Here is an 18,367-nt window from a genome sequence, read left to right on the forward strand (position 1 = left end):
GCTAGCCAGGCAGGAATAATGCACCCCTTTGCTTTCCGGAGATCTACCTCGCCATGTGGTTTCGTAACCTGCTCGTTTACCGTCTCACCCAAAATGTTGCTCTAGATGCCGAGACACTCGAAGCTGCACTGGCCGCCAAACCCGCCCGCCCCTGCGCCAGCCAGGAGCTGAGCACCTACGGCTTCGTCGCGCCGTTCGGTAAAGGCGAAGACGCCCCGCTGGTGCATGTCAGCCAGGGCTTCCTGCTGATCGCTACGCGCAAGGAAGAACGCATCCTGCCAGGCAGCGTTGTGAAGGACGCCGTGAAGGACAAGATCGACGAGATCGAAGCGGAGCAGATGCGCAAGGTCTACAAAAAGGAGCGCGACCAGATCAAGGACGAGATCATCCAGGCCTTCCTGCCCCGCGCCTTCATACGCAAATCCGGCACGTTCGCGGCAATCGACGCCGAACGCGGACTTATTCTGGTGAACTCGGCCAGCGCGAAGAAAGCCGAGGATCTGCTGTCCACCCTGCGCGAAGCCATCGGTTCGCTGCCAGTTCGACCGCTGACGGTAAAAATCGCGCCAAGCGCCACGCTCACTGACTGGGTGAAGACGCAGAAAGCTGCGGACGACTTCTTCGTGCTCGACGAATGCGAGCTGCGTGACACCCACGAAGATGGTGGCGTGGTGCGCTGTAAGCGCCAGGACCTGACCAGCGACGAAATCCAGCAGCACATGGAGGCGGGCAAACAGGTCACCCAGCTGTCGCTGGCTTGGCAGGACAAGCTGTCCTTCGTGCTGGACGACAAGCTGATCATCAAGCGCCTGCGCTTCGAGGAGTTGCTACAGGAGCAGGCCGAACAGGACGGCGGTGAAGACGCCCTCGCCCAACAAGACGCCAGTTTCCTGCTAATGATGATGACCTTCCGCGAGTTCCTACCGGCGCTGTTCGAAGCGTTCGGTGGCGAAGAAGTCCCCCAGGGCCTCTGAGACCCGCGCGGGGCGCTAATCAGCGCCCCGCTCCTCTCAACGCACCTTCAGTTGCACCGCCAACGCCCCGCCCAACCGCTCCCCCAGCGACCAGACCAGAAAACGCTCGATGAACTCTGGCGCATCGATGAACAGCGCACCGCACACCAGTAAGCTGAGCAGCGAGACCACGAGAAAAAGCTGCGGTATCGATAGTTTGAGCAACACCAGCAGAACGATTGCGATGATCGCCGACGCGACCATGAAAAGCGCATTGAGAATGTTGTTCGCGGCCACCACTCGCGAGCGCTCGTGAACCACGCTGCGCGACTGGATCAATGCATACAGCGGCACGATGTACAGGCCGCCGAAAATACCCAGCCCGAGGATATCCGCCAGCACCCACCAGGCCGATGGCTCGCCGATCAGTGTCAGCCAGTCAACCGTCTGCGCCGGCGTGACATGCCCGCTCGCATGCCACCACAGAAGCGCGCCGCACAGGCTCAGACCGATAGCCCCGAAGGGCACCAACCCGATCTCCACATGATGCCGCGACAGTCGTTCGCAAAGCAGCGACCCCAGCGCGATGCCAACTGAGAACAGCGTCAGGATCAGCGTCACTACGCTTTCGTCACCCCCCAGATAGTCTTTGGCAAATGCCGGGATCTGCGTCAGATAGGTCGCCCCGAGAAACCAGAACCAGGAGTTGCCCAGCATTGCGCGCGACACGGCCCGCTGCTGGCCAAGACCTAGCCGCAGGATTCGCCAGGATTGGCGCAACACCTGCCAATCCATGTGCAAGGTCGGCAAGGCGGCCGTCCCACCCGGAATGGCCAAACTCGCCAAGTAGCCGGCCAACGCAATCAGCACGACGCTGATCGCCACCAGTTCGGCGTACCCCTCATTCGCCATCAGTACACCGGCGCCGATGGTGCCGCCGAGAATTGCCAGGAAAGTGCCCATTTCCACCAGGGCATTACCACCCACGAGCTCATCCTCGGCGAGCTGCTGCGGCAGGATCGAGTATTTGACCGGCCCGAACAGCGCCGACTGCGTACCCATGCAGAACAGCACAACGAGCAATATCGGCAAATTGCCGAGCAGCATGCCGAGGGCACCGACGAGCATGATCAGGATTTCGGCGAACTTGATCCGACGAATCAACCAAGCCTTCTCGAAACGCTCGCCGAATTGCCCGCCCAGCGCGGAGAACAGAAAGAACGGCAGAATGAACAGCAGCGCACAGAGATTGATCAAAAGACTCTTGTCCGCAGTGGTGCCAATCTTGAACAGAATCGCCAGGATCAATGCCTGCTTGAACACGTTGTCGTTGAACGCGCCGAGTAGCTGGGTGCAGAAGAATGGCAGGAAGCGGCGCTTGCCGAGCAAGCGAAACTGCGAATGCGTGGCGACCGCCCCACCATCCGACACTGGCCCAGCCGCCCCCGGCCTAGCTGATTTGTGATTCATATCGGCAACTGCCCGAACGCCCAGCGAAGCAGAAAGAAACTCAGCAGTCCGCCGGCGATGGTGGCCAGCAGATTGCGGGTGAAAGCAGCGATCGCCATCGCCAGCAACCCCGCCAGCAGATAAGCATTATCCCACTGCAACGCCCACTGCCCTTCCGGCATCAACATTCCCGGCACCACGATGGCAGTCAGCACGGCAACTGGCACGTAATGCAAGGCCTGCTCGACGGCGCGAGGGAAGCTCAGATTGGGCCAAGCGAAGAAGCTGTAGCGAATCACGAAGGTGATTGCGAGCATGCCGAAGATCAGCAGCCAGGTACTCATAGCGCCCCCTGCAAGCGAGCCGCAGCCTCGGCTCGGCGCTCGAGCCATACGCCAACGACGATACCGGCCATGGCCGCGGCGATCAGACCGAGCTTGTAGGGAAACTCCCATGTCATCAGGGCCACTGCACCCGCGACCAGCGCAGAGGCCACCTGCGGGTAGGTGCGCATCATCGGCACGGCGATACCAATGAACGTGGCAATCATGGCGAAGTCCAGACCCCAGCTGGCGATATCCGGAACGGCCTGGCCGAAGGCCACCCCCACCAACGTCGATAGCTGCCAGTTGATGTACATGGTTAGTGAGGCTCCCAGAAAGAACCAATGCTTGTACGGCGAATCATCACCGCGAGCGTAGCGATTCTGCACGACAGCGAAGGCTTCGTCCGTTAGCAAGAAGGCCAGCGGCGCACGCCAGCACCCAGGCAAGTGGCGAACGAAGGGCTGTAGCGCGGCGCTGTACAACGCATGCCGGAGGTTGACCACAAAGGTAGTCAGCAGCACCACGGCGGCCCCTACCCCTCCAGTGATCAGCGTCACAGCAATGAACTGCGCGGAGCCGGCGAAGACCAAGGTGGACATACCCATCGCTTGCCAGCTGGATAGCCCCGCGCCAACCGCCAACGTGCCGAAGATGATTCCAAAAGGAATCGCGCCGAGGATCAACGGAAGAATGTCACGGCAACCGTGGATGAACTCTTGCGAGCGAGACATCGGAACTCCTGATAACCATAATCGCGACGAGCCATCTCCCGCACCACGCAAAGAGCGGCAGCGTAGCGACGAGCAGGCGTCAGATAAAACGAACGGGATGTGCGGCAAAGCACCACACGATAACCGAAGTTAGGCCTTCAGGCGATGTAGCGCGGACCGCGCCGACATTCACTCGGCGGCGAGCAGCTGCCTGACCTGTGGCCAGTCTTGATCGGTGATGCTGTAGAGCACCGTGTCGTCGAGACGGCCGTCCGCCAAGCGGCGGTGATTGCGCAGCACACCTTCACGCAGCGCACCGAGCTTTTCAATTGCCCGTTGTGAGCGCAGATTGCTGGCCGCTGTCTTGAGCTGCAGCCGCACCAGTCGCCACTCTTCGAATGCATGCCGCAACAGCAGAAATTTCATCGAAGCGTTCAGGCCCGTGCCATGCTCCGCTTGATCCAGCCAGGTCCAGCCCAGCTCGGCGGCCGGAAGGCTGGTAACGAAATCAGAAAAACGCGTGGTACCGATCACCCGCTCAGCCATTCGCACGGTGAAGACTACCGCCCGGCCCTCGCGCTGGTCTGCCAGGGCATGGCGATACCAGTCGGGGCGCAATGGCCCGTTCATATATGTGAGCTCACCGCGGTTCCGCTCCGCCAACGCAGCCAGCTCCGGAATATCCGCTTCCATCAGCGGCTCCAGGCGCAGCGCTCCGCGTTGCAGGGTTACCGGATGCGGGGTCAGCATGACATTCTCCTGTTGTTGCCTACGAGCGTGCGGGCGGTTCCCCCGACAGTAACCCATGGCGTAAAAAGCGCGGCATTACACGGACGGCCGGCGCTCTGCTGCCAGGCCCGAGCTAGACACATGCGACCTTGGTCGCAACCGCACACACGGGGCGCACCATTACTGCGAAACTTCGCGAATTCAGCATATTAACGAGTTGCCAGGGCTGATTAAATTCGACACCCCTTCCCGGCCAGTCGAAGCCGACCAGGCACTTCTTCTTCGCTTTATGGAGTTTGCATGACGCTGTCAGGCGGGCTGATCGCTGCGGTCGCCCTCGTCTATATGGCTATTCTGTTCGCCATCGCCTTCTATGGTGACCGCAACCGCGACTCCATGTCGCCGCGCTTGCGGTCGTGGGTCTACAGCCTGTCACTGGCGGTGTATTGCACCAGCTGGACCTTCTTCGGTGCCGTCGGACAGTCCGCCGAGCAGCTGTGGGCGTTCTTGCCGATCTATCTGGGCCCGATCCTGCTGATGCTGTTTGCGCCGCATGTGATCCAGAAGATGATCATGATCAGCAAGCAGGAGAACATCACCTCAATCGCCGACTTCATCGCGGCGCGGTACGGCAAGTCGCAGACGCTGGCGGTAGTGGTCACCCTGATCTGCCTGGTGGGGGTGCTGCCGTACATCGCTCTGCAGCTTAAGGGCATCGTACTCGGCGTGAACATACTGAGCGGCGTCAACATCGAAACGGCCGGTACCGGCACGCGCGATACGGCACTGATCGTATCGATCATGCTGGCGCTGTTCACCATCCTGTTCGGCACGCGCAACCTCGATGTCACCGAACATCACCGCGGCATGGTTCTGGCCATCGCTTTCGAGTCACTGGTCAAGCTACTGGCATTCATGGCGGTAGGCGCATTCGTGACCTTCGGCCTGTTCAACGGCTTTGGCGATCTGTTCAACCAGGCCCATGACTCCCCCGACCTCACTGAGTTCTGGAGCGTGAACGTCAACTGGTCTGCCATGTTGGTGCAGACCACCGTGGCAATGATGGCTATCGTTTGTCTGCCTCGACAGTTCCACGTTTCGGTGGTGGAGAACATCGAACCTCGCGATTTCCGCCTGGCTCGCTGGGTGTTTCCGCTCTATCTCGTGCTCGCGGCGGTGTTCGTCATTCCGATCGCGCTGGCCGGCCAGATGCTGCTGCCAGCAGGGGTTACACCGGATTCGTTCGTCATCAGCCTGCCGCTGGCCGAGCTACATCCATGGCTTGCCCTGCTCGCCTTTATCGGCGGCGCCTCGGCGGCGACTGGCATGGTGATCGTCGCCAGCGTCGCGCTTTCCACCATGGTTTCCAATGACATGCTGCTGCCCTGGCTGCTGCGCCGCCAGGAAACCGAACGCCCATTCGAGGCGTTCCGCCACTGGATGCTGTCGGTGCGCCGTATCAGCATCGTGGTCATATTGTTGCTGGCTTACGTGAGCTACCGCCTGCTTGGCTCGACCGCATCGCTGGCCACCATCGGCCAGATCGCCTTCGCCGCCATCACCCAGTTGGCACCAGCAATGGTCGGCGCGCTGTACTGGAAACAGGCCAATCGCCGCGGTGTATTCGCCGGCCTGACCGCCGGCGCGGCGATCTGGTTCTACACGCTGATCCTGCCACTGCTGGGCTGGCCGCTGGACATGTTCCCGGGGCTGAGCTGGATGTACAACGGCGGCCTAGGGTTCGGCCTCAGTGGACTGACCCTGGGTGTGACGCTTTCGCTGGTTGGTAACGCAACACTGTTCTTCTGGGTGTCTATCCTGACCCAGACCCATGTGGCTGAACACTGGCAGGCAAGTCGCTTTATCGGTCAGGAGATCACCTCACCGACCGGCGCTCGCCGCCTGCTCGCCGTAAGGGTCGAAGACCTGCTGACACTGGCTTCCCGCTTCGTCGGTGCAGAGCGCGCCGAGCAGAGCTTCCAGCGTTTCGCGCGACGTCACGGCCAGGATTTCTCACCCAAGCTACAGGCGGATGGCCAGTGGATTGCACATACCGAGCGCCTGCTTGCCGGCGTTCTCGGTGCATCTTCCACTCGCGCAGTGGTCAAGGCAGCACTTGAAGGGCGCGACATGCAGGTCGACGATGTGGTGCGCATCGTCGGCGAAGCCTCGGAAGTGCTGCAGTTCAATCGGGCGCTGCTGCAAGGCGCGATCGAGAACATCACTCAAGGCATCAGCGTGGTCGACCAATCGCTGCGGCTGGTGGCCTGGAACCATCGTTACCTCGAGCTGTTCGAGTACCCCGACGGCCTGGTCTATATCGGCCGACCGATCGCCGACATCATCCGTTTCAACGCCGAGCGCGGCCTGTGCGGCCCCGGCGATCCCGACACCCATGTAGCCAAGCGTCTGTACTGGATGCGCCAGGGCCGCGCGCACACCTCCGAGCGCCTGTTCCCCAACGGCCGCGTAGTCGAACTGATCGGCAATCCGATGCCCGGCGGCGGTTTCGTCATGAGCTTCAGTGATATCACCGCCTATCGTGAGGCCGAGCGCGCATTGAAAGACGCCAACGAAGGTCTCGAGCAGCGCGTCAGCGAGCGAACCCAGGAGCTGTCGCAACTCAATCAGGCCCTGATCGAAGCGAAAAGCACCGCGGAAGCGGCCAACCAGTCGAAGACGCGCTTCCTCGCCGCGGTCAGCCACGACTTGATGCAGCCGCTCAACGCCGCCCGGCTGTTCTCCGCCGCGCTGTCGCACCAGCAAAGCGCGCTGCCCAAGGAAGCTCAGGAGCTTGTGCAGCATCTGGACAGCTCGCTGCGTTCAGCAGAAGACCTGATCACCGATCTGCTGGATATTTCGCGCCTGGAAAGCGGTCGGGTTACACCGGATCGCAATCCCTTCCCACTGGCCACGCTGTTCGACACTCTGAACACCGAGTTCACCGCACTGGCCCGCGAGCAGGGCGTAACCTTCCGCGTGCATGGCAGCAAGCTACGCATCGATAGCGACATACGCCTGCTCCGCCGCGTGTTGCAGAATTTCCTCACCAACGCCTTCCGCTACGCCAAGGGCCACGTAGTGCTTGGGGTACGTCGGCAAGGCGCATCGCTGCGCCTGGAGGTGTGGGATCGCGGGCCGGGTATTCCCCACGACAAGCTGAAGGTGATCTTCGAGGAGTTCAAGCGCCTGGACAGTCACCAGACCCGAGCAGAGAAAGGCTTGGGCTTGGGCCTGGCCATCGCCGACGGCCTGTGCCACGTCCTGGAGCACCCACTGGAAGTGCGTTCATGGCCGGGCAAGGGCAGCGTTTTCAGCGTCACCGTGCCCGTCGCGCGCGCGCTCAGCCAACCTCGCCCGACGGCCAAGCGCAACGAGCCACAGCACACCGCACTGACCGGCACCCAGGTGCTCTGCATCGATAATGAAGACAGCATTCTGGTCGGCATGCAGAGCCTGCTCACCCGCTGGGGCTGCCAGGTCTGGACCGCCAGCAATCGCGCCGACTGCGAAGACTTGCTGGCCGAAGACATCCGCCCGCAACTGGTCCTCGTCGACTATCACCTGGATGAAGGTCAGACCGGCACCGAACTGATGGCCTGGTTGCGCACCCGACTGGGCGAGCCGGTACCCGGCGTGGTAATCAGCGCCGATGGCCGGCCAGAGCTGGTGGCGGCCATTCATGCGAGCGGTTTGGATTTCCTCGCCAAACCGGTCAAACCCGCCGCGCTGCGGGCACTGATGAGCCGCCACCTGGCTCTGAGATAAAGCGCTAACGTAGTGGGCATCCGAACTGGCGGATGCCCTACGCTGCCGGTCTACCGCAGATTCCGCGGCCGGTTACACTCATAGCCACCCACATCCAAGCGACAAGGTAGTCAATGACGCTCGAGTTCTTTCTCAACCTCGCCACTGCACTCGCCGTCGGACTGCTGATCGGCACTGAGCGCACCTGGAGCGGCAGGGAAAATGCCGGCCAGGAACTGGTCGCCGGCATCCGCACCTTTGGCCTTGCGGGTCTGTTTGGCGGGCTTGCCGCGGTAAGCGTCACCCATCTGGGTGCACTCGCCTGGGTCGCGATGTTCGCCATGCTCGCGCTGCTGGTGATCGCAGGTTACGTAATCGATGCTCGCCGCAGCGGCGACCATGGCATGACTACCGAGGTTGCTCTGCTGCTCACCTTCGTTCTCGGCAGTCTGGCAGTGGCGGAAAGCCGACAGCTAGCCGCAGCCAGCGCTATCGTGGTTGCCTTGCTACTGAGCCTGAAGGCGCGGCTGCATCAGGCACTCACTCGCCTGAGCGAAGCAGAACTCGGCGGCGTACTGAAGATGCTCTTTATCTCAGTCGTACTGCTGCCCGCTTTGCCGAACCAGGGATATGGCCCCTGGCAGGCGCTCAACCCCTATACCACCTGGATGATGGTGGTATTGATTGCCGGGATCGGGTTCGCCGCTTACGTGGCGATTCGCATCCTGGGTACCCGCCACGGCTTGCTGGTAACCGCGCTGCTCGGCGGCATCGTCTCGTCCACCGCGATGACGATCACCCTGGCTCGGCTGAACGCGCCAAACCTGCGTGCGGCCCTAGCAGCCGGCCTGCTGGCGACATCGGCACTGATGTTCCCACGTGTGCTGCTGGAAGTTAGCCTGGTCAACCCTGCGCTGCTTCCTGGCCTGACTCTGCCGTTGGCATGCGCCGGAGCAATCTACGCCGCGGGCGCGATTTTTTATTACCTGCTCGCCGCAAAGGCACCCAAGGACACAGCCGAACCCCTGCTGAAGAATCCATTCGAGCTGGGGCCGGCGCTGCGCTTCGCCGCGTTGCTCGTGCTGATTCTGCTTCTGGTCGAAGGGGCCCGACGTTGGCTGGGCGATGCCGGCATCTATATGGTGTCACTGGTGGCGGGCTTGACCGATGTCGACGCAATCACCCTGACGCTGGCCAGCAATGCCCGCGACGGCTTAAGTCATGAGGTAGCGACACGCGGCATCGTTTTCGCGGCGCTAAGCAACAGTCTGGTCAAGGCCATGCTGATTGCCTTTATTGGCGGCCGCGAGCTTGCAATCCGTACCCTGCCAATCATGTTCGCCGGCTTGCTGACAGGCCTTGCAGTGCTGCTGTTGCGCTAACGCGGCCTAGTCGCCTGCCTCACTGAGCTCCTCGGCACCAGCACGCTCCAGCCAGTCACCAGGCAACCGCTTGCTGGCTCGTGCGCCAAGCGACTTCAATTGCTCGGCCCGCCCAACCAGATTGCCGCGCCCATCACTAAGCTTGTTGCGCGCCGACAGATACGCGCGATCCACCTGCTGCAACCTGCTGCCGATTTCATCCAGATCCTGAATAAAAGCGACAAACTTGTCATAAAGCCCACCGGCCTTTTCAGCGATCTCCCGGGCATTTTGGCTTTGTCGCTCCTGCCGCCACAGGCTGTCGATGACCCGCAACGTAGCCAACAATGTGGTGGGGCTGACGATGACGATATGCCGGCCATATGCCTCCTGAAACAGGTCGGGGTCAGCCTGCAGCGCTGCCGCGAAGGCAGCCTCGATAGGGACGAACAGCAACACGAAGTCGAGACTTTGCAGCCCCTCTAGGCGCTGATAGTCCTTGAGCGAAAGCCCCTTCAGGTGACTGCGCAGCGAAAGCACGTGCTGCTTGAGCGCCATTGCCCGACTGCCTTCGTCCTCGGCACAAGTGAACGCCTGATAGGCCGTTAGACTGACCTTGGCATCCACCACCACCTGCTTATCGCCCGGCAGATGGATCAGCACATCGGGCTGAAAGCGTTCGCCATCGGCACTTTTGAGGCTGACCTGAGTGTGGTATTCGCGGCCCTTTTCCAGGCCGGCGTGCTCCAGAACCTTCTCCAGGACTAGCTCACCCCAATTACCCTGCGTCTTCTGCCCCTGCAAAGCGCGGGTAAGGTTGGTTGCTTCGTCGCCCAGGCGCTGGTTCAGCTGCTGCAACCGCTCGAGCTCTCGCGCCAGAGAGAACCGCTCGCGCGCCTCATTCTGATAAGTCTCCTCGACACGCTTCTCGAACGACTGAATGCGCTCTTTCAGCGGCTCGAGCAACTGCCCCAGTCGCTCGTGGCTAGACTCGCTGAAACGCTGCTCCCGCTCATCGAATATCTTGCCGGCGAGTTCGGCGAACTGCGCTCGTAACTCATCACGTGCAGCCTGCAGGTCCGCCAGGCGCTGCTGATGTGCACTGTGCTGTTCGCGCAATTCGGCTTCGAGCGCAGCATGCGCAGCACTCAATCGGCGCAACTCACCCTGCTGGGCGTCACGCTCGGCCTGCAAGTCAGCGATGGCTTCGACATTTTCATCGCGCCGTGAACGTAGCAATTCGGTTTCGCGGCGCAGGGCTGCAAGTTCGGCCTGCTGCTCGGCCTTGATGCCACTCAACTCAGCAACTTCGATCCGGCATCCATCCAACTGGGCCGCGAGCCCCTCCTTAGCCAACGCTGCCTGCCTGAGCCGCTCATCGAGCATGGCCCGTTCAGCCTCACTGGCGGACAGACGGCGCTGCAGATAGATGCTCAGCCCAGCCACTGCAACTACGCAGAGCGCCAGGCCGATCAATAAATGGAGAGGATCAAAGGACATGAAGGGCTCCGGCGAAATTGCCGGGCAGTATAGCGACCCGCGGGTGGCCGGTCAGGCCGGTCAGCGCTTGACCCGCTGAAGGACGCGCGCAGCTTCCTGAGAACCTTGTGCGGCCGCCTGCTCAAGCCAGAGACGCGCCTTGGCGGGCTCGGCATGGTCAGGCTGGCAGTACAGGCGACCGAGCTCCAGCTGCGCCTCACAGTCACCGGCACGCGCCGCCTGACGCAATAGTTCGAACCCGATGCGGCGATCTCGCTGACTCTCGCATTCGCAGCACAGCAAACGGCCGAGCCGGCTCTGAGCTTCCACTACACCCTCACGCGCCGGCTGTTTGAGAAGGCGGCCGGCGATCCGCTTGACGCCCTGACGATTGCCCAGGTGCTGGCTGTCGAGCAGCCACAGCGCCATGCGCAGCGGCAGACGCGCCGATGGCGGGGACGTAGTAAAGGAGGCGGAAGCCGAAGTTCGAGTTCTCATGCACATCAGGGGGCTGGATGGATAAGGTCGCGCACTCTACTCCTTTTTCCCGAGAGTTAAAGTCTTGTCAAAGGCAAAAAAATTAGATCCGAATCACACCGGCCAGTAATCCACAGAAGCTGTGGATAAGTCAGTGGACAAACAGCAAACAAGTCCTCGAACGCCAGGCGTCATGGGGGCTGCGCTTAAACTGGCGCTTTTTTCGCCAATGAAAAAATGTCTTATTTTTCAATTGGTTATTAAAGATCTATGAAAACTAGCGGGTTGCGACTGTTTGTCATAAGCGCTTGACAGGGCCATATCAAAAATGTGCACAAGTTCAGCGCACCCCGTTTGAGACGGCCTGCCGCAAGGGCTACATCGGTGTCAATATGAACTTTTAAGCAATGCAGCTGTCCTGGGCTGCACCGCAGCGGAGCACGTTATCGATGGCAGTTCTGCAGCTATGCTATAGCCCTCGTTTTCCTGGAAACGGCTATGACAAAAGCGCCACGTATCCTGCTCCGACTGTCCCTTGGGCTGCTTGCTATGGTGCTCCTGGCAGGCGGCTTCGCCTGGTATCAATGGAACACATTCAAGCGCGAGCAAGGCATTGTCGAACTCGACTGGCAAGGCATGCGCATTTCCCCCCAAGGAGTTTCGATACAACGGCTGACGTATGAGCAGCTCGCTGAAAATGGCCTACATCTGGCGCTGGAAGCTAGAGCGATCAGCCTGGATTTTTCCGGCTTTTTGCAGCCATTGCCGCCGCGATCTCTGGAGATCGACCAGCTTAAATTGGCACTAAAAACCCTGCCAGCGGGGCAGGAAAGCCAATCCGACCCGCCAGATCTGCAGCAGTACCGGCAATGGGCTGCTTGGCTGCCACAGCGATTGAACATAGTCGACCTGCAGCTGGATCTTCCCTGCAACAAAGGACGATGCAACGAGCGGGGTTCGTTACAGCTACAACATGCAGGCGCTCCAATACTGCCTCTTGAAGGCCGCCTGAGTGTGCAGCGCAACGCGCACGAACTTTCCTTGGTTATCAGTGCGCAGCTCCTCGATGTCGAGGGAAGCCTGGTCGAGCTGCATCTGTTGATCGATGAACAGGCGCGGCTGGAGTCCCGCAATCAGCTGAGCCATACCGACCAAGGCACCCTTCGGTGGAGCGGCACAATGGCCATGGGCAGTCTGCCCGAGGCGCCCTGGTTGCTGGATTGGCTGGGCGAATGGACAAGCTATGAGCCTACCCCACTGCCAGAGCTGCCGGCCGACATGCGGATTGGCGCAGGCTGGGCGCTCTCATTGCCGAAATCGGCCAGCGACTCGCTCGACTGGCCTAATGCAGCGGGCGATCTGCGTTTATCTGGGCACCTGCCGGCACCCTGGCCAGTGATTGGTCTTGGTGAGCTGCAAGGCGACATAGACTTGGCGGCTCATGGGCAGAATGGTCTGTGGCTGCCCACCGAGCTGAGTGCTGATCTCAAGCTGCGCCCTGCTCCCGCGCTGGTCGCCGACCTGCCGCAACAGCTTCGACCCACGCAGCTGAGCATCAAAATCGTGCCCATCGACACTGACTCGGCCTCGGGCCAGCTGCCGGTGCAGCTGCGGCTGGATGCTCAGGGCGGCGCGCCGGCCAGCCTGCAGGCACGTGTGCAACTGGCGACCACGCCTCCTTATGCCCTAGCCATCGAACAGGCGCGCCTGCAGCTGCGCAGCGCCAGTCTGCAGCTGGAGGCGTTATCCCTGCGCGGCCTTGACGCCGGACTGGATTTCTCCGGCCATGCAGAGCTGGAGCGAGTAGATCTACAACTGCTTAAAACCTCGCGAGTGACCCTGGCCAATCTGGCGATCGACGAGCTCGCCGCCAGCCAACTGCAGGCCAACCTTTCCCAGCCGCTACACCTGCGGATCGAACGCAACGACGTAGACCCAATCACATGGCGCGCTCAGGGGCCGCTGGACCTACGTCTGGGGCGACTGGAGCACCCACAGCTGATCGCCCAGGGCTGGCGCTGGAACAGCCAGCTGGACATAGACACAGCGCGCCTGAGCGGAACCGGGCCGTTGAGCAACGACGCCGGGCTAACCGTGACGACCAACCTGAACAAGCCCTGGAACGGCGCGCTGCAGGTAAGCGGCAAGCTGCAGGAGATTTTCCTGCGTGCCGGTAACCCCATTGCCCGCAGCCTCACCGCCTGGCCGGCAGCCCTTGAGCTAAACAGCGGACGTCTGCTGGCTGACGGCAGGTTTTCACTGCCGACTGGTAATGGCAGGCCGTCCGCCAGCTTCACGCTTGAGGCCAGGGGGCTGGCGGGCATCGCCGACCGTACCGAGATCACCGGACTCGATGCGCGGCTTGCCGCCAGCCTGCAGCGCGATCGTCTTCAGCTGGACATCACCGAGCTACGCCTGGCGCAGCTCAACCCTGGTTTCACGTTCGGCCCGCTGTTGCTGCGTGGCAAATACAGCGCCCCCATCGACCAGCCGGAGCAAGGCCAGCTGAACTGGCAGACCGCCGAAACCCAGATATTGGGCGGCCGGTTCTGGCTGGAGCCCGCCACCCTCGATTTGGCCGCGGCGCAACAGCAACTCGAGGCCCAGCTACAAGGCGTGCAGCTGGGTGATGTGCTGGCAGCCTATCCCACCGAGGGGCTCACCGGCAGCGGCATCATCGATGGCAGTTTCCAGGTTCATCGCAGCCCAACGGGACTCAGCATTGACCAAGGGAAACTCTCCGCGCGCGCGCCAGGCGGCGTTCTGCGTTTCCGCTCACCCAAAATCGAGGCACTCAGCCAGGCTAACCCAGCCATGAGAATCGTCGCGGAGGCGTTGCACGATTTTCATTATGATCTGCTAAGCAGTGACGTCCGCTATGATGAGAGCGGCAAGCTGAACCTCGGGCTACGACTCAATGGCCGCAACCCGGCTTTGGAGGGCGGTCGACCGATCAACTTCGCGATCAACCTTGAAGAGGATATTCCGGCGCTACTGACCAGCTTGCAGCTGAGCGACCGGGTGAGCGAAACCATTCAACGGCGGGTGCAGGAACGCCTTCAATAAGGCCCTGCAACCGCAAGCCGACACAGGAGAGACCGCCATGCGGTTGCGCCAATCGCTGACCATTCTGCTGCTGGCATTGTTCGCCAGCGCCTGTACGCCGCGGGTGGAACTGGCCGTGCCGAACGAGCCGATCAACATCAACCTGAACGTGAAGATCGAACACGAGATTTACATCCGCGTAGACAAGCAGCTCGACTCGATCATCAACCAAGACAGCGGCCTGTTCTGAGGAAGACGATGAAAACCTATCTGAAATTGGCAAGCGTGCTGCTTGCACTCACCCTTGCCCTACCTGCCGCAGCCATGACGCTCAACGAAGCCATGTCCGCATTGGGCGATGCCAAGGCCAGCGGCCTGCTTGGGGAAAGGCCCGACGGCTATCTCGGCGTAGTTCGCTCGAGCCAAAACGCCGAAGACATCGCCAGCCAGATCAACCAGGCGCGCCGCGCGGAATACCATCGTGTTGCCAAGCAGAACGGCATCAGCGTCAGCGACGTGGAAGCCATCGCAGGCAAGAAAGCCATCGAGAAAACACCGTCCGGCCAGATCATCCAGCTCAACGGTACCTGGGTCCGCAAGTGACCAAACGCAATGGCCGGCCAAGCCGGCCATTGCGCTCAGGTAACCACGGGCGAAGGCGCTTATAGCAACGTCACGGCGTGCGCCCGGATCACCAAGGCCTCCTGTCGAAACCTCTGCTCCAGCTCGGCGCGATAACCGCCCCACCATTCCCTGTCCAGCTCATCGGCCATGACCTCGTAGACCACCGATTCGTCGTGGACGGTATTGTCACCATCCTCCAGCCAATACCCGCTCGCCGGAGCTCGCGAATAGGTGGTCAAACCGCCGAAGCGCTTGATGAGCTCATCGCTCACAGCGCGGAACAGTAATTTCGGCAGTGCCTGCCGATCATTGTCGTAGAGCGGTAGTAGCAGCTGTATCAGATACATGTCGGGGCTCCATCGAATGCCTCTGCATACGACCGGGCCGACACGCCATTAATGCCACGCGCCAACGAAATCAGAACAACCCGAGCTGACCGTCGACCAGTGAAGCGAAATCATCACCCACGAACGGCAGTATCGCGTCCGCCACCGGTAGCAGCTGCCGCGACACATAGTGGTCGTAGTCGATGGCCGATGACCGCGTCTCCAGCGGCTCAGGCCCTGCAACCGTGATCAGGTAGCTGATCCAGCCGCCGTTCTGATACTGCCGCGGCCGCCGCTGCTGATCGTTGTACTCGTCAGCCAGGCGCGCCGCCCGCACATGCGGCGGCACGTTGCGCTGGTAGTCATCGAGCCGCCGGCGCAGGCGCTTGCGATAGATCAGCAGCTCATCCAGCTCTCCGGCCAACGTGCGCCGTACGTAGTCGCGCACATAGTCCCGGTGCGGCTGGCGGTGGAAGATGCGCTGATACAACTCCTGCTGAAAGCGCTGCGCCAATGGCGACCAGTCGGTGCGCACAGTTTCCAGCCCCTTGAAGACCATGCCATCGCTGCCATCCGGCCGCGTGACCAATCCGGCATAACGCTTCTTGCTCCCCTCCTCCGCGCCACGAATGGTGGGCATCAGAAAGCGCCGGAAATGGGTTTCGTACTGCAGCTCCAGGGCGCTAGTCAGGCCGTACTCGGCCCGCAGATGCGCTCGCCACCATTGGTTGATGCGCTGTACCAGTTCATGACCGATCCGCGCAGCCTCATCGTCCGAATGCGCTTTACGCAGCCAGACGAAGGTGGAATCGGTATCGCCATAGATGACGGCATGCCCCTGCGCTTCGATCAACTCCCGCGTGCGCCGCATGATCTCGTGACCACGCAAGGTGATGGACGACGCCAGCCGCGTATCGAAGAAACGACAGCCACTGGAGCCGAGCACCCCGTAGAACGCATTCATGATGATCTTCAGCGCCTGTGACAGCGGCTTGTTGTGCTCACGCTTCGCCGTCTCGCGCCCCTCCCAGACGCGCTCTACGATTGCTGGCAGGCAGTGCCGAGTCCGCGAGAAACGCGCCCCGCGAAAGCCTGAGATCGACTCTTCGTCTGTCGGGTGCCGCAGCCCCTCGACCAACCCCACCGGGTCGATGAGAAAGGTGCGAATGATCGAGGGATACAGGCTCTTGTAATCGAGCACCAACACCGACTCATACAATCCCGGCTGTGAATTCATCACAAAACCACCTGGGCTGGCCTCGGGCTGGCGCTCGCCGAGGTTCGGTGCAACGAACCCCTGACGATGCATCAACGGCATATACAGATGCTCGAATGCCGCCACCGACCCACCACTGCGATCAACTGCAAGACCGGTCACAGTGGCGCGTTCGAGAAGAAAGGTCAGCAGTTCGGTGTGGGCAAAGATGCGCGTCACCAGCTCGCAGTCCTTGAGGTTGTAGCGCGCCAGGGCCGGCTTGTCCTCGGCGAACATGCGATCGATTTCCGCCATGCGCTGGTAAGGATTGTCGATCGCCTTGCCTTCGCCCAAAAGCGTCTGCGCCACGTTCTCCAGGCTGAACGAGGGGAAGCTCCAAGTCGCGGAGCGAAGCGCCTCGATGCCATCGATGATCAGCCGTCCCGCTGCCGCCGCGAAATAATGATTGCCGCGACCGCCATGCTCGCGCCACTCCATCTCCTCGCCGCCACGCCCCAGGCGCAGCGGCACCTTGAGCCGCTGCGAATGCTCGTGCAGCACGCGCAGATCGAACTGCACCAGATTCCAGCCGATGACAGCATCCGGATCGTGTTCGACGAACCAGCCGTTCAGCCGCTCCAGCAACTGCGCACGCGTTTGGCAATATTCGAGCGGAAAACCCAGTGTGTCAGATTGTCCATTTTCCGGGCCGAGCATATAGACCTGGCGCTGGCCGCAGCCCTCCAGGGCAATGGAATAGAGATCGCCACGGGCGGTCGTTTCAATATCCAGCGAGACCAGCTTCAGCGCGGGCCGGTAGTCCGGCGCCGGCTTGAGCTGGGTATCGACCGCCGCCACGCCGTCGACAGCGCCCGCGAAACACACCGGTGCAGTGATGAAGCGCTCCATCAAATAGCGCTCGGGCGGACGAATATCCGACTCATACACATCGACCCCGGCATCACGCAACAGCCTCGCGCAGTCGAGCAAGCGTCGATACGAACGACAGTACAACCCCATCACCGGCCGATGACGGAAGTCACACAACGCCAACGGCCGCAACTCAGCATCCCGCTCGCGGCGCAACACGGCCTTAGCGAGCGAGCGCTGTTCTTCGGGGATAAAAGCGACCGAGTGCTGATGCGGCACCCGGACCTGCCGGGGCCCCACATCGGTGGCCAGCCAGAAACTGACTTCCGTGCCCTCATGCGTATCCCGCCAGTGCCGAGTCAGGATAAAGCCTTGCTGTAGCTGCGACATCACCCTCCCCTTCGCTTTGCACTCTGCGGCGACGCCATGATCACCTGTAGACCAGCTGCACTGCAGCTTCTCAAGCGTATCCACCACTGGACGAGCTCGACCATTGCCCAGCTATTAACGCCCCTAAACGCAAAAACCCCCGAACTCTAGCGAGCTCGGGGGTTTAGGTACATGTAATGGCGGAGAGAAAGGCATTTGAACCCCACTTTTTGCTCCGCGTTGCCCTGCAAAGCCCCCCATTACTGGGCCCGCCGCCCCGTTTCGCCCGCATTATACCGCGTTGATCGGCAGTGATTTCGACACAAGGCGGGCCTATCAATTTCGAGCAGCGCAGCAACCGGTTAAGCTGCTCGCTTCGCTCACTCGGGCGTCCGCCAGCCATGCTCGTGGCCGCTCTTCACCAAACGTTATGTTAGGGAAACTCTGAAGAAGACTTCCAGATTTTGGCAAAATACCCGGATTCCACCCGCTGAGTTTCCCCATGAAGCAGATGACCTTCGCTGACGCCGAGTACGCCGGCAAGCGCAAGCAGACCCGCAAAGAGTTGTTCTTGATCGAAATGGATCGGGTGGTGCCGTGGAAGGGTTTGATTGCCTTGATCGAGCCGCATTATCCCAAGGGTGAAGGCGGTCGTCCGGCCTATCCGCTGATGGCGATGCTGCGCGTGCACCTGATGCAAAACTGGT

General features: G+C 61.3%; 14 protein-coding genes and 1 pseudogene. 7 read left to right on the plus strand and 8 right to left on the minus strand.

Features of this window, described 5'->3' with window-relative positions; translation table 11 throughout:
- Positions 1–53 precede the first annotated feature (53 nt).
- Positions 54–974: a recombination-associated protein RdgC gene (gene rdgC, locus CXK91_RS17865; RefSeq protein WP_103457417.1), complete on the plus strand. Its 921-nt coding sequence runs from the start codon at positions 54–56 to the stop codon at positions 972–974.
- A 36-nt stretch (positions 975–1,010) separates the two neighbouring features.
- Here the strand turns inward: rdgC and CXK91_RS17870 are convergent, their stop codons facing one another.
- The 4 genes from CXK91_RS17870 to CXK91_RS17885 form a co-directional block, all read right to left on the minus strand.
- On the minus strand, positions 1,011–2,423 hold the full coding sequence (locus CXK91_RS17870; protein WP_103457418.1) for an MFS transporter: 1,413 nt from the start codon (positions 2,421–2,423) through the stop codon (positions 1,011–1,013).
- The gene (locus CXK91_RS17875; protein WP_103457419.1) at positions 2,420–2,746 is read right to left on the minus strand and encodes an AzlD domain-containing protein; all 327 of its coding nucleotides are present in this window, start codon (positions 2,744–2,746) and stop codon (positions 2,420–2,422) included. The genes CXK91_RS17870 and CXK91_RS17875 overlap by 4 nt, the downstream gene beginning before the upstream one ends.
- On the minus strand, positions 2,743–3,459 hold the full coding sequence (locus CXK91_RS17880) for an AzlC family ABC transporter permease (protein WP_103457420.1): 717 nt from the start codon (positions 3,457–3,459) through the stop codon (positions 2,743–2,745). The genes CXK91_RS17875 and CXK91_RS17880 overlap by 4 nt, the downstream gene beginning before the upstream one ends.
- A gap of 168 nt (positions 3,460–3,627) precedes the next feature.
- Positions 3,628–4,188, minus strand: a complete 561-nt coding sequence (locus tag CXK91_RS17885) for a GNAT family N-acetyltransferase (protein WP_003282478.1) — start codon at positions 4,186–4,188, stop codon at positions 3,628–3,630.
- A 279-nt stretch (positions 4,189–4,467) separates the two neighbouring features.
- On the opposite strand from CXK91_RS17885, the gene CXK91_RS17890 reads away from it, so the two are divergent.
- Positions 4,468–7,935, plus strand: coding sequence for a hybrid sensor histidine kinase/response regulator (locus tag CXK91_RS17890; protein ID WP_103457421.1), 3,468 nt, complete (start codon positions 4,468–4,470; stop codon positions 7,933–7,935).
- Between the two features lie 113 nt (positions 7,936–8,048).
- Positions 8,049–9,296: an MgtC/SapB family protein gene (locus tag CXK91_RS17895; protein ID WP_103457422.1), complete on the plus strand. Its 1,248-nt coding sequence runs from the start codon at positions 8,049–8,051 to the stop codon at positions 9,294–9,296.
- 6 nt (positions 9,297–9,302) lie between these two features.
- Here the strand turns inward: CXK91_RS17895 and rmuC are convergent, their stop codons facing one another.
- Positions 9,303–10,775, minus strand: a complete 1,473-nt coding sequence (gene rmuC, locus CXK91_RS17900; protein ID WP_103457423.1) for a DNA recombination protein RmuC — start codon at positions 10,773–10,775, stop codon at positions 9,303–9,305.
- Between the two features lie 60 nt (positions 10,776–10,835).
- Positions 10,836–11,183, minus strand: coding sequence for a sel1 repeat family protein (locus CXK91_RS17905; protein ID WP_103457424.1), 348 nt, complete (start codon positions 11,181–11,183; stop codon positions 10,836–10,838).
- A gap of 546 nt (positions 11,184–11,729) precedes the next feature.
- Between CXK91_RS17905 and CXK91_RS17910 the strand changes: the two genes are divergently transcribed.
- The 3 genes from CXK91_RS17910 to CXK91_RS17920 are packed head-to-tail and all read left to right on the plus strand — an operon-like array spanning position 11,730 to position 14,879.
- Positions 11,730–14,297: an intermembrane phospholipid transport protein YdbH family protein gene (locus tag CXK91_RS17910; protein WP_103457425.1), complete on the plus strand. Its 2,568-nt coding sequence runs from the start codon at positions 11,730–11,732 to the stop codon at positions 14,295–14,297.
- A 37-nt stretch (positions 14,298–14,334) separates the two neighbouring features.
- Positions 14,335–14,526, plus strand: a complete 192-nt coding sequence (locus tag CXK91_RS17915) for a YnbE family lipoprotein (protein ID WP_003282484.1) — start codon at positions 14,335–14,337, stop codon at positions 14,524–14,526.
- An 8-nt stretch (positions 14,527–14,534) separates the two neighbouring features.
- Positions 14,535–14,879 (plus strand): YdbL family protein, encoded by a 345-nt coding sequence (locus CXK91_RS17920; protein WP_103457426.1) that lies wholly within the window; start codon positions 14,535–14,537, stop codon positions 14,877–14,879.
- A 59-nt stretch (positions 14,880–14,938) separates the two neighbouring features.
- Here the strand turns inward: CXK91_RS17920 and CXK91_RS17925 are convergent, their stop codons facing one another.
- Together CXK91_RS17925 and CXK91_RS17930 are read right to left on the minus strand one after the other, a co-directional pair.
- On the minus strand, positions 14,939–15,247 hold the full coding sequence (locus CXK91_RS17925; protein ID WP_103457427.1) for a hypothetical protein: 309 nt from the start codon (positions 15,245–15,247) through the stop codon (positions 14,939–14,941).
- Between the two features lie 70 nt (positions 15,248–15,317).
- On the minus strand, positions 15,318–17,681 hold the full coding sequence (locus CXK91_RS17930; protein WP_103457428.1) for a DNA polymerase II: 2,364 nt from the start codon (positions 17,679–17,681) through the stop codon (positions 15,318–15,320).
- A gap of 481 nt (positions 17,682–18,162) precedes the next feature.
- On the opposite strand from CXK91_RS17930, the pseudogene CXK91_RS17935 reads away from it, so the two are divergent.
- Positions 18,163–18,367, plus strand: a pseudogene (locus CXK91_RS17935) (IS5/IS1182 family transposase); the annotation flags it as partial.

The sequence above is a fragment of the Stutzerimonas stutzeri genome, from assembly GCF_002909485.1.
Lineage (GTDB): Bacteria > Pseudomonadota > Gammaproteobacteria > Pseudomonadales > Pseudomonadaceae > Stutzerimonas > Stutzerimonas stutzeri_AH.

Bases quoted from the DNA above. Each gene is read 5' to 3' on its own strand.
- CXK91_RS17870 (WP_103457418.1), bottom strand. From the start codon at position 2,423: ATGAATCACAAATCAGCTAGGCCGGGGGCGGCTGGGCCAGTGTCGGAT.
- CXK91_RS17915 (WP_003282484.1), top strand. From the start codon at position 14,335: ATGCGGTTGCGCCAATCGCTGACCATTCTGCTGCTGGCATTGTTCGCC.
- CXK91_RS17880 (WP_103457420.1), bottom strand. From the start codon at position 3,459: ATGTCTCGCTCGCAAGAGTTCATCCACGGTTGCCGTGACATTCTTCCG.
- CXK91_RS17930 (WP_103457428.1), bottom strand. From the start codon at position 17,681: ATGTCGCAGCTACAGCAAGGCTTTATCCTGACTCGGCACTGGCGGGAT.
- CXK91_RS17890 (WP_103457421.1), top strand. From the start codon at position 4,468: ATGACGCTGTCAGGCGGGCTGATCGCTGCGGTCGCCCTCGTCTATATG.
- CXK91_RS17895 (WP_103457422.1), top strand. From the start codon at position 8,049: ATGACGCTCGAGTTCTTTCTCAACCTCGCCACTGCACTCGCCGTCGGA.
- rdgC (WP_103457417.1), top strand. From the start codon at position 54: ATGTGGTTTCGTAACCTGCTCGTTTACCGTCTCACCCAAAATGTTGCT.
- rmuC (WP_103457423.1), bottom strand. From the start codon at position 10,775: ATGTCCTTTGATCCTCTCCATTTATTGATCGGCCTGGCGCTCTGCGTA.
- CXK91_RS17875 (WP_103457419.1), bottom strand. From the start codon at position 2,746: ATGAGTACCTGGCTGCTGATCTTCGGCATGCTCGCAATCACCTTCGTG.
- CXK91_RS17920 (WP_103457426.1), top strand. From the start codon at position 14,535: ATGAAAACCTATCTGAAATTGGCAAGCGTGCTGCTTGCACTCACCCTT.
- CXK91_RS17885 (WP_003282478.1), bottom strand. From the start codon at position 4,188: ATGCTGACCCCGCATCCGGTAACCCTGCAACGCGGAGCGCTGCGCCTG.
- CXK91_RS17905 (WP_103457424.1), bottom strand. From the start codon at position 11,183: ATGGCGCTGTGGCTGCTCGACAGCCAGCACCTGGGCAATCGTCAGGGC.
- CXK91_RS17910 (WP_103457425.1), top strand. From the start codon at position 11,730: ATGACAAAAGCGCCACGTATCCTGCTCCGACTGTCCCTTGGGCTGCTT.
- CXK91_RS17925 (WP_103457427.1), bottom strand. From the start codon at position 15,247: ATGTATCTGATACAGCTGCTACTACCGCTCTACGACAATGATCGGCAG.